The organism is Actinomadura sp. NTSP31 (genome assembly GCF_041951385.1).
GTDB classification, from domain to species: domain Bacteria; phylum Actinomycetota; class Actinomycetes; order Streptosporangiales; family Streptosporangiaceae; genus Spirillospora; species Spirillospora napierensis.
On the sequence record NZ_JBGNUT010000024.1, the window covers coordinates 146,151 to 160,426 of the forward strand.

The following is a 14,276-nucleotide window of genomic DNA, read 5'->3' on the forward strand; positions in this document are numbered from 1 at the left end:
TACTAGCTTCTCCCCCGGCGTAGACGAGGTGTTGGAGTTGACCGACGTCACCTGGCACAAGCCGTCTCACAGCAGCGAACAAGGCGATGACTGCGTCGAGTTCGCTTCCTTCCCGAGGTCCGCGCTGGCCTGGCGCAAAGCACGTCTCAGCAATGAGTCGGGCGACAACTGCGTCGAACTGGCCTCAGTGCCGGGCTCCGAGACCGGCTGGCGGAAGGCTTCGCGGAGCACGGCCGAGGGTGACAACTGCGTTGAGGTCGCGGACGGGACGGGCGTCGTGGCGGTTCGGGACAGCAAGGACCCGGACGGCCCGATGCTCGTCCTGAGCCGCAACCAGTTCCGGCACCTGACCGACACTTTGAAGAACGTCTGGCCCCTTCCGCCCCGCTGACGCGGGTCGGTGGGGCGGGACGGCACGTCCGCTCATGCTTGAGAGGACAGCGCGGACACCTTTACCAAGACAGCGGCACTGCCGCCGCGCTCCTCAGCTGGCTCCGCCTCGTGAGGAAGGAGACCTACACCGGCTCGCCTAGCCGGTCGAGGCGCTCGCGCTGGGCCGGAGCGAGACGGAGGTCCGCCGCCGCGAGGTTCTCCTCCAGGTGGTCGATCCGGGCGGTGCCCGGGATCGGGAGGATGACCGGCGAACGGCCGAGAAGCCAGGCGAGCGCGACCTGAGTGGGCGTGGCGCCGATCTCGGCCGCCACGGCGGCGATCTCGGCCTGCGCGCCCGACGCCCCTGCGGCGACGGGCCGCCACGGCAAGAAGGCGATGCCCGCCGCCTCGCAGGCCGCGAGCACGGGCTCGTGCTCACGGTCGAGCAGGTTGTAGCGGTTTTGCACGCTCGCCACGTTGATGATCTCGCGTGCCTGGTCCAGCTCGGTGACGGTGACCTCGGACAGTCCGATGCGGCCGAGCTTGCCTTCGGTCTGAAGGTCCTGCAGCGTGCCGAGCTGATCGGCAAGAGGTGTCGTCGGATCGATGCGGTGCAGCTGGAGGAGCTCGATCCGCTCAACGCGAAGCCGACGGAGGGCCTGTTCGACCTGAGCGCGTAGAACGGCCGGCCGGCCGTCCAGTCCCCACTCGCCTGAGGAGGCCGATCGTGCGACGCCGATCTTGGTGGTGATGAGAAGCCCGTCCGGGTAGGGGTACAGGGCTTCAGCAAGGAGTTCCTCGTTGGCGCCCCCACCGTACAAGTGGGCGGTGTCGATCAGCGTGACGCCCAGCTCGACGGCCCGCCGGGCGACCGCAAGGGATGCCCGGCGGTCGGAGGCGGGCTCGGCCGGCAGGTGCATGGCTCCGAACCCGAGCCGCTGCACACTCAGATCCCCGCCGATAAGAAAAGTGGCCGATGCCATCTGCTCTCTTCATCCCCCTCGCTCAAAAGGACACGTTAACAGCGCAGTTGGGTGCCCCAGCGAGGTCGACCGTTCGCTGTGATCAGAACAAAGGTCATTGATCGAAGAGACACGGCCTAGGCTGAGCCGATGGACCGAGCGACGGACATGCCCGAGGGTCTGGCCCAGCCTGCGGATCCGGCCAAGGTGAACGACTACGACGGCTTCGCCGAGGTGTATTCGGCGGAGAACGAGAACAGTCTCGTGAACGCCTACTACGAGCGGCCCGCGATGCTGGCGCTCGCCGGACACGTGGCCGGCCGCCGGGTCCTGGACGCCGGCTGCGGTTCCGGTCCCCTGACGGCCGCACTGCGCGACCGCGGGGCGATCGTCACCGGAATCGACGCCAGCGCCGGAATGCTGGCGCTGGCAAGGAAGCGGCTCGGTGACGACGCGGCCCTGCACGTGGCCGACCTGAAAGACCCCCTGCCGTTCGACGACGGCGCGTTCGACGACGTGGTCGCGTCGCTGGTCCTGCACTACCTGGAGGACTGGGGGCCGACGCTGGCCGAGATGCGGCGCGTGCTGAGGCCCGGCGGCAGGCTGATCGCGTCGGTGGACCACCCTTTCGTGGCCTACACGATCTCCGAGCCCCGGCCCGACTACTTCGCGACCACCAGCTATTCCTTCGAATGGATGCTCAACGGACGGCTCATCCCGATGAAGTTGTGGCGCAAGCCGCTGCACGCGATGACCGATGCCTTCGCCGCCGCCGGTTTCCGCCTGGCCGCCATCAGCGAGCCGCAGCCCGATCCGGCTGCTCGCGAACTGTTTCCCGAAGACGACGTCCGCGACCTCGCGACCAAACCCTGCTTCCTGTTCTTCGTCCTCCAGGCACCGCCGACGGCCACCTAGCCTCGCGGGAGTCCGGCGGTCAGTTCACCGGCACCATCTTTCCGCCGGATATGGCGGCTCTCGCTCAGCCCGTGCGCGGGTCCGAGGTGTCTCCCGGACGGTTCGTCAGAGGGTGGGGAGGATGCCTCCGTCGACCGAGATGGTGATGCCGGTGAGGTAGGAGGCGCGCGGGGAGGCGAGGAAGGCGATCAGTTCTGCGGCCTCCTCCGGCCGTCCGGGACGGCCGAGCGGGGCGGGAAGGCGCTGGTGGAACTCCTTGCGGACGGTGTCCAGGTCGCGGCCGGTGCGTTCGGCCGCCTGCCGCAGGCTCTCTTCCACGGCGCCGGTCTCGATGACTCCCGGCATGACCGCGGTCACCCGCACGCCGTGCGGGCCGCAGGTGAGCGCGAGGCTTTTACTGTAGGCGTTGAGGGCGGCCTTCGCGGCGGCGTAGGGAGCGCCGTTGGGCTGCGGGTAGCGGGCGGCGTTCGACGACACGTGGACGACCGCCCCGTGGCCCTGCGCGGTCATGCGCGGGACGAGGAGGCGGTCGAGGCGGACGGCGGACAGCAGGTTGGCCTGGAGGTTGGCCAGCCAGTCCTCGTCGGTCGCGGCGAGGACGCCGTCGGGTACCTGGGTGTTGCGTCCGGCGTTGTCGACGAGCACGTCGATGCCGCCCAGGAGATCGGATGCTGCGGCTGCCGCGTGCTCGACCCCGCCGGGAGTGTTCAGGTCGGCGGTCACCAGGTGCACTCCGGCGGGCACTTCGGCCGTGTTGCGGGCGATGGCGACCACGTGTGCGCTGGCCGCGGCCAGGCGGCGCACCGTGGCGGCGCCGATGCCACGGGTTCCTCCGGTGACGACGGCGCGGGCCCCGTGGAGGCCCAGATCCGCACTCGGATCGAGGAGCGGCACGGGCGGACGGGTGGCGGACGCGGCGCCGCCACCTGGTGGTGCTGACGGAGGCGGGACGGCGGCGGCTGCAAGCGGCGACGGCCGCGCAGCAGGAGGTGGAGGACGACCTCTTCCGCTCGCTGACCGATGCCCAGCGCGCACAGTTGACGCAACTCCTCGTCCTGGTGCGCGACGACCTGACCGGCGGCGACGAGCACTGCGCCACTCCGACCTCCCTCGACAGGAAGATGTCGTGAGCCAGGCCGTCGGCCTGGTCTTCTAGATCAGGTGCCCGACGTCAAGGAGACGGCGTAGTGGTCGAGGAACAGCCGGGCGATCAGGTCTCCGCGTGAACCGGTGCCGGACTTGGCGAAGATCGATTTCAGGTGGTCCTGCACGGTGTAGGACGACACGTGCAGCCGGGCGGCGATCTGCTTGGTCGACAGGCCCTGAGCGACCAGTTCGGTGACACGGCGCTCGCTGTCGGTGAAGCCGTAGGCATCGACCATCAGGGGTGCCATCTCGGCGGGGCGAGTGGCCTCCAGCATCACCGCGACCTGCGGTTCCGGACCGTCGTTCAGCAGCGAGCCCCGGACGATCAGCCACCGGCCGGCCCGGGTGCGCGCTCGGGCCCTGGCCGGCCGGGCGCCGGCCGGCGCGGGTGCCGCGCTCGTCTCCGGGCCGCACAGGGAACGGGCCTGGCGGGCGACGGACGAGATCACCAGCGGCAGCCGGGCGCCCTCTCTGCTACCGGTGCCCAGCTCGTCCAGCAGGCGGTCCGCCGTCCCGTTGGACATGCGCACGCCGTCGTCGGGGTCGAGGACCAGCAGACCGACGTCGTCATCGCCGGTCTGGGCGCCACCGAGCAGCATGCCCCGCCGCAGACCATCGGCGATCAGTCCGGCGACCGACGATGCGAACTCCACCTCGGCCGAGGAGAAGTGCGGGCGCCCCGCCTCCCGGAACACGGTCAGCTGCCCCCACATCCCCGTACTGCCGGCGAGCACCACCCGCAATTCGTCGGCGAATCCCCCGGGGCGGCGGATCTCCCGCTGACGCAGGCTGCGGTCGAGATCACCGGCGGTGGCCTCGCTCAGGCTGCCGGTCGCGCGGCCGGCGTGGGCGAGCTGCGCCCACTTGTTGAAGTCCGGCTCGCGCGCCTCGATCTCCACGAGCCGGAGCAGTCCGGCCGCGGGCAGGCCGTTCTCCACGAACTCCGCGGTGGGGAGCATGGTCGCCGGGTCGGTCGTCATCAGGCAGGTGCCTTCGGCGGGCACGGCCCGGCCCAGGGCGTCGCCGACGGCCCGTGAGAATTCCGGCACGGGCAACCCTCGGTGGACCAGCTTGAGGATTTCGTCGCGGGCGCGCGCATGCGCCGCCATCACGTTGCCCACGATGGGGACTTTATAGCGATCGACGGCCTGACCCCAGAAATCTGGGATATGAATCAGCTCCGCGATCTCGCATGCTGGGCGCACAAAGCAGTACGCGTCCGGCCGGGCCGGATCACTCAACCGGAGCCGTAGCCATGACCACCGCCAATACCGCTCTCAGCGCCCGTACCTTCACGGCCACCGGACCGGACCCGCGATGACTCTCGTGGCACCCCGTTGGGCGTACCGAAAGGACCGGGAAACATGAGCAGGACCATTCTGTCGATGTCGATGTCGGTGGACGGGTTCATCGCCGGGCCGAACGTGGCCCCGGGCAATGGGCTCGGTGACCAGGGGCGCCGGCTGCACGAGTGGTTCCTGCCGGACGCCGACCCCGAACGCAGGAGGGACACCGGCCGCATGGCGGGTGTGAACCGCGAGGTCATGGACGAATTCATGGCCACCGGGGCGGTCGTCGTCGGCCGGCGGACGTTCGAGCTCGCCGACGGCTGGGGCGGCGACCACCACGACGGCGTGCCGATCTTCGTCCTGAGCCGCAACCGGCCCGATCCCGCGCTGCAATGGCCGGGGGTGACCTACGTCAGCGACGTGACGGACGCGATGAGCAGGGCCAGGGCGGCCGCCGGCGACAAGGACGTGCTGGTCCACGGAGCCCGCACCGCTCGGCTGGCACTGGCCGCCGGCGTCCTGGACGAACTGCGGATCCACCTGGTCCCGGTCCTGCTGGGACAGGGCGAACCGCTCTTCGAGGACATGCCGCCCGACCACGTCGAACTCGAACTGCTCGATGCCGTGGACGGGCCGGGCGTGGTGCACCTGCGCTACCGCGTCAGGACGGAGGGCTGAGCGATGGCGATCATCCGGCTTTACATGACCATGTCCCTGGACGGTTACGTCACCGGGCCGCGGGACAGCATGGACGACCCGATGGGCATCGACGGGTTCCGCCTCTTCAACTGGCTCGACCGGCGCAACGACCCGGGGCCCAACGGCCAGGTCTACACAGAGGTGATGGCCACCCGCGCCGTCATCTCGGGCCGCCGCACCTACGAACACGCCAACCGCTGGCAGGGCGACCATCACAACGGCGTGCCCGTCTTCATCCTGACCCACAACGTCCCGGACGAACCCGCACCGGGCAGCGTCCGCTACGTCACCGACGTACGGGAGTGCGCCGCGCAGGCCCGCGCGGCGGCCGGAGACGGCGACGTGATGGTGCACGGTGCCGGGGCGGCGCAGGCCCTGCTGCGAGCCGGGCAGCTCGACGAACTGGAACTGCACGTCGTGCCGGTCCTGCTCGGGCAGGGGCGGCGCCTGTTCGGCGACCTGCCGGCCGGGCACGTCGACCTCGAACTGGTCCGCCGGCTGACCACTCCGCCGGGCGAGGATCCCGCGCGGCAGGTCACCCACCTGCGCTACCGCGTCCGCCGCCGCGGCGAGCGATGAGTCCTGGGGCGTCCGGCGGTCGTACTGTCGAACCCGTTGGCGAGGAGGACTGCTGATGCGCAGCGTGACCTATTCGATGAGCGTCTCCCTGGACGGCTACATCGTCGGGCCGGACGGCGGCTTCGACTGGTCGGCACCCGACGAGGAGGTCTTTCGCTTCGCCATCGACGAGATACGGAAGGTCGGCGTCCACCTGATGGGACGGCGCCTCTACGAGACGATGCTGGCCTGGGAGACCGCCGACCAGGACCCATCGCTCGACGACTCGATGCGAGAGTGGACCGCGCTCTGGAAGCCGCTCCCCAAGGTGGTGTTCTCCACCACGCTGTCGGCGGTGCAGGGCAACGCCCAGCTGGCTTCGGGCGGCCTGGCGGAGGAGATCGAGCGGCTGCGGGCCGAGCCGGACGAGGGCGACATCGCGATCGGCGGCGCGACCCTCGCCGCCGAGGCGGCCGCGGCGGACCTGATCGACGAGTACCGGGCCAGGGTCTACCCGGTGCTGGTCGGCGGTGGCGTTCCGTTCTTCCCCCAGCGCGAGCGCCGGGTGGACCTCGAACTCGTGGAGACCCGCACCTTCGTCTCGAAGGTCGTCTACCTCCGCTACCGCGTGGCGCGCTAGCCGATCGCGCTGCTTGAGGGGCTAATACACTCATCAGCCGTTATGCCACGTTCGAGAACCGTACTCCACAGCCCCCGCAGCATCGCCGCCATCGCAGTCACCGGCCTGGCCCTGGCCGGGTGCGGGTCATCCGGTGGCGGCTCCGACGCCAAGCCTTCGGCCGGCCGGACGCCCGCGCCCTCCAGGCCGTCCGCGAGCGCCGCCGCCACACCGCAGGCGGACAAGACGCTGAAGTTCGGGCAGCCCGCCGTGATGGACTTCGCCTACAACGACAAGAAGGGCAAGCTGCAGATCACCGTGACCGGCATCGCCAAGGGCCGCGTCGCCGACCTGTCCGGGCTGGACCTCAGCGGCGACGCCAAGAAGATGGTGCCGTACTACATCCACGCCGTGATCAAGAACGCGGGCACGACGGACCTGTCGCTGACGATGCCGGACGGTCCGCGCGGCGTCCTGGCGGACGGCGGCCAGGCCAGGAGCCTGTCGGTCCTGGGCCGGTTCCCCAAGTGCGACGGCTACCCGGACACGCACAAGTTCCCGCCCGGCAAGTCGTACCGGACCTGCGCCCCCGTCCTGGCCGCGCCGGGAAGCCCCGTCACCGGCGCCACCTGGTCGAGCGACGCCTACAGCGACGGACCCACCGCCACCTGGACGCGCTGATCCCCGGCGGCGCACCGGCGTCCCTCCGGGCCGCACCGTCCGGAGGGACGCCGGTCGTCTGCGGGCCGGTCCCGCCCCTGCACGTGGCGGGCACTTAAAGGAACACCGGCGTCTGTACGGGATAGAGTCGATCCCGTGCTGAAAGGGACCGTGGTCGCGGGCCGGTACCGGCTCGACGAGGAGATCGGCCGGGGCGGCATGGGGATCGTGTGGAAGGCGCACGACCGGGCCCTGGAACGCCAGGTGGCGATGAAGCGGCTCCAGGTCCCCGATGACCTGGCCGAGGAGGAGCGAGGCGCCCTCAAAGGCCGGTTCCTGCGCGAGGCCCGCGCCGCCGCGAGGCTGGACCATCCGGCGATCATCAACGTCCACGACGTCATCGAGGACGACGAGGGCCCGTGGATCGTCATGCAGTACGTCCGGGGCCGCTCCCTGGAGCAGATCGTCCGCGCCGACGGACCGCTTCCCGCCGCCCGGGCCGCCCAGGTCGGGCTCACCTTGCTGGACGCGCTGGACTGCGCGCACAAGGCGGGCATCCTGCACCGCGACGTCAAGCCCGCCAACGTCCTGATCGCCGATGACGGCCGTGTCGTCCTCACCGACTTCGGGATCGCGGCGGTGTCCAACGCCACCGCCTACACCCGGACGGGCAGGTTCGTCGGAACGCCCGTCTTCATGGCCCCCGAACGGTTCCGGTCCGGCACGCAGGGCCCGGCATCGGATCTGTGGTCATTGGGGGCGACCCTTTACATGGCGGTGGAGGGCCATCCGCCCTTTCAGGCCGACGAACTGGAAGTCCTCATCGGCCGGCTCCTCATGGGAGACGACCCCGTCTTCGTCCGGTCCGGCGCGCTGAAGCCCGTCCTCAGGGGACTGCTGCAGAGAGACCCGGGAAAGCGCTGGGACTCGGGGCGCGCCGCGCAAGGGCTGAGGGCCGTCGCGGACGGGCACGCTCCGACCAGGACACTGACGGAAAGGTCGATACTCCGGAAACCGGAAAAGGGCCTGCTGGTCACGGCGATCCTTGTCGTCCTCCTCGTTCTTGCCGGGATCGGCGTGAGCGTTCCGTTCCTGATGTCGTCCGACGCGGATTCAAAGGACAGGTTCGAGTCCATTCCGGACGCCTGCGCCGTTGTCAGGAACGGGCCCGTTCTCAAGGAACTCATGTCCAACCCCCAAGTCTCGGAGATCCTCGATTGGGGCCCGTACCAGGACCATGACGATGCCGACTCCTGCGCGTGGAGCGACGTCGTCCGGGACGAGGGAACGTCCCGGACCGTCGATGCCACGCTGGCGGTCCGCGCCGGCCTTCCCCGGAGATCGACGGTGGCGGACCTCCTGCACTGGACGAGGGTTCCCGGTCTCGGGGACGCCGCGGTCCGGGAATCGAAGGGCGGTGACGGGCAGAGCGACTGGCGCGGCGAGAAGATCATCTTCACGTTGCGGAACGCTGAGATAGGCGTCTACCTCACGGAGAGCCCCGACAAGCGCACGGACGCCGAACGGCAGACGCGGGTGCTCCAGATCGCCCAGATCATCGAAAGGGCACTCAAGCAGACCCTCTAGAGCCCATCAGCGGTTCGATGCGCCGGACGCTCGCCGGTCATCAGGACGCCGCGGGCACCGGAAGCGGGTCGGTTCGCCCCTCAGGGGCGGAGCTGGCGGCTCGGACCTCTTCGAGGTATCCCGCGATGGCGTCCCGGTTGCGGGCGAGGCATTCGATGCGCCGGCTCATGCGCTGGAGCTCGCCCTCCAGCGTCGCGAGCATCTCCGGTGTGGCGTCGGAGAAGACGATGCGCCGGGGCTTGTCGAGGCACGGCAGGATCTGCTTGATGATGCGGGTCGGCAGGCCGGCGTCCAGCAGCCCGCGGATCTGCAGGACGCGGTCCACGCTCCGCTCGTCGTAGTCGCGGTAGCCGTTCGCGCAGCGCTCGGAGATAATGAGGCCCTGCTCCTCGTAGTAGCGCAGGAGCCGGGGAGAGACGCCGGTCAGTTCGGACAGCCGTCCGATGCGCATATGTCCCACCTCACATGGTCTCGGCTTGACCTTCACATCCATGTGAAGGTTTGACCATCCTGCCATGTCGACCGAGAGCACGGATCGGCCCGTCGATCTCCGGGCACCGATCAGCACCGAGAAACTGCCGATGGCGGCGCTGCTGGCACTGGCCACCGCCGTCTTCATCACCAGCCTGACCGAGACGCTTCCCGCCGGGGTCCTCCCCGAGATGAGCGGCAGCCTCCATGTGGGCGAGTCCGCAGCGGGGCAGGCGGTGACGGTGTACGCCGCCGGCACCGCCCTCACCGCCATCCCGCTGACCGCCGCCACCGCGGGGTGGCGCCGCAAGCGGCTGCTGCTGGCGGCCATGGCCGGATTCGCCGCGGCCAACACGGTCACGGCCGTCTCGTCCGACTACGCGCTGACCCTGATCGCCCGGTTCGTCGCCGGCGTGGCCGCCGGGCTCGCCTGGGCCCTGCTGGCCGGCTACGCCCGCCGCATGGCACCGGCCCACCTCCAGGGCAAGGCGGTCGCCGTCGCCATGGCCGGCATCCCCGTCGCCCTGTCCCTGGGCGTCCCCGCCGGCACCTTCACCGGCCAGGCACTCGGCTGGCGGGTGGCCTTCCTGGCCATGACGGGGCTCGCCCTCGTCCTGCTCGGCTGGATCACCGCGGCCGTCCCGGACTACCCGGGCCAGCGCTCGCAGGAGCGGCCCCGGATGCTGCGGGCGCTCGCCGTCCCGGGCGTGGCACCGGTCCTCTTCGTCACCCTGGTCTTCGTCCTGGCCCACACCGTCATCTACGCCTACATCGCCACCTTCCTCGACCACATCGGCATGGGCGGGTCGACCGACCTGGTCCTCCTGGACTTCGGGATCGCCTCCCTGGTGAGCATCTGGTTCACCGGGGCCCACATCGACCGGCGGCTGCGCACCCTCACCATCAGCAGCGTCCTGCTCGTCGGCGCCGCCGCGGCCCTCCTCGGCATCCCGACCCACAGCGACGTTCTGGTCTACCTGGCGGCGCTGCTGTGGGGCCTCGGCTGGGGCGGCCTGCCCACCCTGCTGCAGACGGCCGCCGCGGACGCGGGAGGCGCGAGCGCCGACGCCGCCCAAGCCATGCTGGTGACCCTGTGGAACGTCGCCATGGCCGCGGGCGGGATCATCGGCGGCGTCCTGCTCGACGCGCTCGGCGCGACGTCCCTCCCCTGGAGCGTCCTCCTGCTCCTGGTGCCCGCCTTCATCGCCGTCGCGGGCGCCCGCGTCCACGGCTTCCCGGCCCGGCGCCCGGGCATGGCCGGGTGACCCGGCACCCGCGGATCCGCCGGCCAGCCGGCGTCCGCACCGCGGTCCAGGCCGGGCGCGATCCACCCGTCATGTGGGGCGCCCGGCCTGCCCGGTGGAAGGACGGCGCCGCGCTCAGGACTTGCCGTCGAAGGCGTCCTGGAGCGCCTGGACGTCCAGCTTCTTCATGGTGAACATCGCCTTGGTCGCCCTGGCCGCCGCCTCCTGGTCGGGCGAGACGATCATCTCGAACAGCGCCCGCGAGTCGATCTGCCAGGACAGCCCGTACTTGTCCTTCAGCCACCCGCAGGGCCCCTCCTCGCCGCCGTCCGCGGTGAGCTTCTCCCACAGCTCGTCGATCTCCTCCTGGGAGTCGCAGAAGATGTGGACGGACACCGCCTCGTCGAAGGTGAACTGCGGGCCGCCGTTGAGGCCCGCGAACTGCTGCCCGTCCAGCTCGAACCGCACGAGCATGGCCGAGCCCTTCTCGCCGGGGCCCACCTCGCCGTACGGCACGATGTCGATCACCCGCGAGTTCTTCACGATGGACGTGTAGAACGCGGCCGCCTCCTCGGCCTGGCCGTCGAACCACAGACACGTGCTGACCTTCCCCATGTTCACCGCTCCCGATGGTCGATGGTGTTCGTCCCCGGTTAGACCAGGGGCGGCGCCGGAACTCATCGCGGGCGGGCGGCGCCTTCCGGACCGATCAAGGCAAAGGTTCGAGCTCGAGCTGCTCGGCCACGGGCGCCGGGGAGGGCGGTGGCGGCGGCGGGACGGGACGGCCCCGGCCGGGCCACCACCAGTTGGCGTGCCCGAGCAGGCTCATCAGCGCCGGGACCAGGACGAGCCGGACGATCGTGGCGTCCACCGCGACGGCGACGGCGAGGCCGAGCGCCATCAGCTTGATCGTCGGGTCCGGCTGCGGGACGAACCCGGCGAACACGAAGATCATGATGAGCGCGGCGGAGGTGATCAGCCGGGCGGTGGAGCCGATGCCGACCACCACGCTCTCGTGCGGGTCGCCGGACCGCTCGTACTCCTCCTTGATCCGCGACAGCAGGAACACCTCGTAGTCCATCGACAGCCCGAAGATCAGCGCGAACATGAACAGCGGCACGAACGCCATGATCGGGATGGCCTGGTCGACGCCGAGCAGCCGGACGCCCCAGCCCCACTGGAAGACGGCCGTGACGACGCCGAACGAGGCGCCGATCGACAGCAGGTTCATCAGCGCCGCCTTGACCGGCACGACGATCGAGCGGAACGCGATGACCAGCAGCAGGAGCGCCACGACGACGACCGCGACGACGACGGTCCTCATCCGGGCCCCGACCGTGTCGGCGATGTCGATGATCGCGGGGTTCTCGCCGCCGAGGTAGACCCGCGCGCCGGGGTGCGCGTCGCGGACGGCGGGGATCGTGGTGTCGCGGAGCCGGTGGACGAGGTCGGTGGTCGACTGCTCGTGCGGGGCGTCGCGCGGCACGACCGTCAGGGTCGCGGTGGTGCCGGTGACGACGGGCTCCCCCACGAAGACCACGCCGGAGACCTCGGAGATGCGCTGCGCGAGCTCCTGCGCGATCAGCGTGGCCTGCTTGTCGGGCTTCTTGGTGAGGTCGGGGGCGCCCTTGACGCGCGGCGCGGCGGACGGCGCGGCCGACGGCGCCGCCCCGGCGGGCGGGCCGCTGAGGCCGCTGAGGCCCTGCGGTCCCTTCACGACCGGCGGTTTGCTCTTGACGGTCCTCTCCGGGCCCGGCACCTTCGCGACGACGACGAACGGGCTGTAGTGGCCGGCGCCGAACTCCCGCGCGACGATGTCGTAGGCCTGCCGCGCCTCCAGCTTCTTCGAGGACATGCTGTCGGCCATGACGCCGAACCGCAGGCTGAGGGTGGGGACGGCCAGCCCGAGCAGGACCAGGGTGGCGAGGATCGCGTAAGGCCAGGCATTCCGGTCCACGTGCCGGCCCCACGCGATCCAGCGGGCGGAGGAGCGGTCGGGGCGGACGCGCGGCAGCCGGTACCGGTCGATGCGCGGGCCGAGCGCGCCGAGCACGGCGGGCAGCAGGGTGAGCGCGGCCACCACCATGATCGCGACGGCGATGGCGGAGGCGAGCCCGATCCGGCCGATGAACGCGATGCCGGACAGGAACAGCCCGCAGATCGCGAACACGACCGTCCCGCCCGCGAACACGACGGCGTGGCCGGAATGGGCCATGGCGCGTCCGACGGCCGTCTCGACGTCGTCGCCGTCGGCGAGCTGCTGCCGGTAGCGGGTGACGATGAACAGCGCGTAGTCGATGCCGGCACCGAGGCCGAGCATCGCGGCGACCATCGGCGCGGTCGGCGCCACCTGGAACAGCGACGCGCCGAAGTGGATCAGCGAGTAGGCGACGGCCAGCCCGCACAGCGACACGAGGATCGGGATGCCGGCGGCGAGGAACGACCCGAACGCCAGCAGCAGCACGATCAGGGCCAGCACGATCCCGGCGGCCTCCTGCGGCCCGCTCTTCGGCTGGTTGAGGATCATCGCGGCGATGCCGCCGAACTTGACGTCCAGCCCTGCCATCCGCGCGGGCTCGACGGCTTCGCGAAGCCGGTCGAGATCGCCCGCGCTGAGGTCGCTCATCGTGCCGGTGAAGTTGAGCTGGACGACGACGGCCTTGTCGTCCTTCAGCCCGCCCATGCCGGGGACGTAGGGGTTCTGCACGAACGCGACGCGGTCGAGCTTCCCGAGGTTGTCGATCGACCGGCCGATGGTCAGGGCTACGCGCCAGTCCGCCGGGCTGGCCTGCGGTGTCTGGTGGAACACGACGGTCGCGGTGGGCCCGGTCTGGGACGGGAAGTCGCGCGCGAGGGCGTCGACCGCCCGCTGCGTCTCGGTGCCGGGCAGGCTGCTCTGCTGGACGAACATGCCGCCGTGCACGAGGCCGAGGACGCCGGCGCCGAGCATCACCGCGAGCCAGACCTCGAAGACGGTGCGCCGCTGGCGCACGCAGAAACGCCCCAGTGCGTCCAGGAATCCGGCCATGGTCGCAGAGAAACAGCATTCGTGCATTTTTGCAATAGATGCAACTTTGCAGCCGTGGTAACGTCCGTCACATGGACGAGCGGACCGGCCTGCGGGAGCGCAAGAAGCGCCGCACCCGGCGCGCGATCGCGTCCGCGGCGCTGCGGCTGTTCGCCGAGCGCGGCTACGAGGAGACGACGATCGCCGACATCGCCGCCGCCGCCGACGTGGCCCCCCGCACCTTCTTCGGCTACTTCCCGAGCAAGGAGGACGTCGTCTTCGCCGAGGTCGACGACCGGCTCGCGGAGGTCGCCGAACGGCTGGCCACGCGCGTCCCCGGCGAGTCCCCCATGCAGGCGATCCGGCGCGGCGTCGTCGCCGTCCTGGAGGCGATCGTCAGCGAGCACGGCGAGTACGGCCCGGTCCAGATAGCGCTCATCTTGGAACGCCCCGGCCTGCAGGCGCGCGCGCTGCAGCGCCTTACCGACACGCAAGAGAAGATCGAGGGCCTGCTACGGGACCTGTGCCCCGGCATCAACGAGATCGACGCCGTCGCGGCGGCAGGCGTCGCGGTGGGCGGAATGCAGGCGGTCGTGGTGCACTGCCGCCGCCACGGCTACGACCCGCTGTCGATGCGGACGGCCCTCGACCGCGCGGTCACCATCGTGGAGAACGGCCTGGTCTCCGTCGACGCACTGAACCGCCCCTGGGACGCCGCGTCCCCCTAGAACGCCGGGCACCGGGCGC

General features: G+C 70.7%; 16 protein-coding genes. 10 read left to right on the forward strand and 6 right to left on the reverse strand.

The annotated features are described in order from the left end of the window. The first annotated feature begins 37 nt into the window (after positions 1-37). Entirely contained in the window at positions 38-391 is a 354-nt protein-coding gene (locus ACA514_RS33750; RefSeq protein WP_375045310.1) for a DUF397 domain-containing protein, read from the forward strand. Between the two features lie 124 nt (positions 392-515). Here the strand turns inward: ACA514_RS33750 and ACA514_RS33755 are convergent, their stop codons facing one another. Next, entirely contained in the window at positions 516-1,355 is an 840-nt protein-coding gene (locus ACA514_RS33755) for an aldo/keto reductase (protein WP_375045311.1), read from the reverse strand. Positions 1,356-1,484: 129 nt separating this feature from the next. On the opposite strand from ACA514_RS33755, the gene ACA514_RS33760 reads away from it, so the two are divergent. Next, positions 1,485-2,249: a class I SAM-dependent methyltransferase gene (locus tag ACA514_RS33760; protein ID WP_375045312.1), complete on the forward strand. Its 765-nt coding sequence runs from the start codon at positions 1,485-1,487 to the stop codon at positions 2,247-2,249. 105 nt (positions 2,250-2,354) lie between these two features. Here ACA514_RS33760 and ACA514_RS33765 read toward each other — a convergent pair whose 3' ends face one another. Next, entirely contained in the window at positions 2,355-3,143 is a 789-nt protein-coding gene (locus ACA514_RS33765; protein ID WP_375045313.1) for an oxidoreductase, read from the reverse strand. Positions 3,144-3,178: 35 nt separating this feature from the next. On the opposite strand from ACA514_RS33765, the gene ACA514_RS33770 reads away from it, so the two are divergent. Then, complete coding sequence (locus tag ACA514_RS33770; RefSeq protein WP_375045314.1) at positions 3,179-3,379, forward strand: hypothetical protein; 201 nt, start codon at positions 3,179-3,181, stop codon at positions 3,377-3,379. Between the two features lie 27 nt (positions 3,380-3,406). On the opposite strand, the gene ACA514_RS33775 is transcribed toward ACA514_RS33770, so the two are convergent. Further along, complete coding sequence (locus ACA514_RS33775) at positions 3,407-4,636, reverse strand: LuxR C-terminal-related transcriptional regulator (RefSeq protein ID WP_375045315.1); 1,230 nt, start codon at positions 4,634-4,636, stop codon at positions 3,407-3,409. A gap of 123 nt (positions 4,637-4,759) precedes the next feature. Between ACA514_RS33775 and ACA514_RS33780 the strand changes: the two genes are divergently transcribed. The 5 genes from ACA514_RS33780 to ACA514_RS33800 all read left to right on the forward strand — a co-directional run bounded on the left by ACA514_RS33780 (position 4,760) and on the right by ACA514_RS33800 (position 8,807). Further along, the gene (locus ACA514_RS33780; RefSeq protein ID WP_375045316.1) at positions 4,760-5,362 is read left to right on the forward strand and encodes a dihydrofolate reductase family protein; all 603 of its coding nucleotides are present in this window, start codon (positions 4,760-4,762) and stop codon (positions 5,360-5,362) included. 3 nt (positions 5,363-5,365) lie between these two features. Then, positions 5,366-5,962: a dihydrofolate reductase family protein gene (locus ACA514_RS33785; protein WP_375045317.1), complete on the forward strand. Its 597-nt coding sequence runs from the start codon at positions 5,366-5,368 to the stop codon at positions 5,960-5,962. A 55-nt stretch (positions 5,963-6,017) separates the two neighbouring features. Further along, on the forward strand, positions 6,018-6,581 hold the full coding sequence (locus tag ACA514_RS33790) for a dihydrofolate reductase family protein (RefSeq protein WP_375045318.1): 564 nt from the start codon (positions 6,018-6,020) through the stop codon (positions 6,579-6,581). Positions 6,582-6,623: 42 nt separating this feature from the next. Continuing rightward, entirely contained in the window at positions 6,624-7,241 is a 618-nt protein-coding gene (locus tag ACA514_RS33795) for a hypothetical protein (protein ID WP_375045319.1), read from the forward strand. A 135-nt stretch (positions 7,242-7,376) separates the two neighbouring features. Then, positions 7,377-8,807: a serine/threonine-protein kinase gene (locus tag ACA514_RS33800; RefSeq protein ID WP_375045320.1), complete on the forward strand. Its 1,431-nt coding sequence runs from the start codon at positions 7,377-7,379 to the stop codon at positions 8,805-8,807. A gap of 40 nt (positions 8,808-8,847) precedes the next feature. Here the strand turns inward: ACA514_RS33800 and ACA514_RS33805 are convergent, their stop codons facing one another. Beyond that, on the reverse strand, positions 8,848-9,258 hold the full coding sequence (locus tag ACA514_RS33805) for a MerR family transcriptional regulator (RefSeq protein WP_375045321.1): 411 nt from the start codon (positions 9,256-9,258) through the stop codon (positions 8,848-8,850). 64 nt (positions 9,259-9,322) lie between these two features. On the opposite strand from ACA514_RS33805, the gene ACA514_RS33810 reads away from it, so the two are divergent. Continuing rightward, positions 9,323-10,543: an MFS transporter gene (locus tag ACA514_RS33810; RefSeq protein ID WP_375045322.1), complete on the forward strand. Its 1,221-nt coding sequence runs from the start codon at positions 9,323-9,325 to the stop codon at positions 10,541-10,543. Between the two features lie 114 nt (positions 10,544-10,657). Here the strand turns inward: ACA514_RS33810 and ACA514_RS33815 are convergent, their stop codons facing one another. Both ACA514_RS33815 and ACA514_RS33820 read right to left on the reverse strand, forming a co-directional pair. After that, positions 10,658-11,137 (reverse strand): VOC family protein, encoded by a 480-nt coding sequence (locus ACA514_RS33815; protein WP_375045323.1) that lies wholly within the window; start codon positions 11,135-11,137, stop codon positions 10,658-10,660. Positions 11,138-11,231: 94 nt separating this feature from the next. After that, positions 11,232-13,550, reverse strand: coding sequence for an MMPL family transporter (locus tag ACA514_RS33820; RefSeq protein WP_375045324.1), 2,319 nt, complete (start codon positions 13,548-13,550; stop codon positions 11,232-11,234). Positions 13,551-13,621: 71 nt separating this feature from the next. On the opposite strand from ACA514_RS33820, the gene ACA514_RS33825 reads away from it, so the two are divergent. After that, positions 13,622-14,257, forward strand: coding sequence for a TetR family transcriptional regulator (locus ACA514_RS33825; RefSeq protein ID WP_375045325.1), 636 nt, complete (start codon positions 13,622-13,624; stop codon positions 14,255-14,257). Positions 14,258-14,276: the final 19 nt, after the last annotated feature.

Excerpts from the sequence above, each read along its gene's own strand:
- ACA514_RS33755 (WP_375045311.1), bottom strand. The coding sequence starts at position 1,355 with ATGGCATCGGCCACTTTTCTTATCGGCGGGGATCTGAGTGTGCAGCGG.
- ACA514_RS33760 (WP_375045312.1), top strand. The coding sequence starts at position 1,485 with ATGGACCGAGCGACGGACATGCCCGAGGGTCTGGCCCAGCCTGCGGAT.
- ACA514_RS33780 (WP_375045316.1), top strand. The coding sequence starts at position 4,760 with ATGAGCAGGACCATTCTGTCGATGTCGATGTCGGTGGACGGGTTCATC.
- ACA514_RS33785 (WP_375045317.1), top strand. The coding sequence starts at position 5,366 with ATGGCGATCATCCGGCTTTACATGACCATGTCCCTGGACGGTTACGTC.
- ACA514_RS33790 (WP_375045318.1), top strand. The coding sequence starts at position 6,018 with ATGCGCAGCGTGACCTATTCGATGAGCGTCTCCCTGGACGGCTACATC.
- ACA514_RS33795 (WP_375045319.1), top strand. The coding sequence starts at position 6,624 with ATGCCACGTTCGAGAACCGTACTCCACAGCCCCCGCAGCATCGCCGCC.
- ACA514_RS33805 (WP_375045321.1), bottom strand. The coding sequence starts at position 9,258 with ATGCGCATCGGACGGCTGTCCGAACTGACCGGCGTCTCTCCCCGGCTC.
- ACA514_RS33810 (WP_375045322.1), top strand. The coding sequence starts at position 9,323 with ATGTCGACCGAGAGCACGGATCGGCCCGTCGATCTCCGGGCACCGATC.
- ACA514_RS33815 (WP_375045323.1), bottom strand. The coding sequence starts at position 11,137 with ATGGGGAAGGTCAGCACGTGTCTGTGGTTCGACGGCCAGGCCGAGGAG.
- ACA514_RS33820 (WP_375045324.1), bottom strand. The coding sequence starts at position 13,550 with ATGGCCGGATTCCTGGACGCACTGGGGCGTTTCTGCGTGCGCCAGCGG.
- ACA514_RS33825 (WP_375045325.1), top strand. The coding sequence starts at position 13,622 with ATGGACGAGCGGACCGGCCTGCGGGAGCGCAAGAAGCGCCGCACCCGG.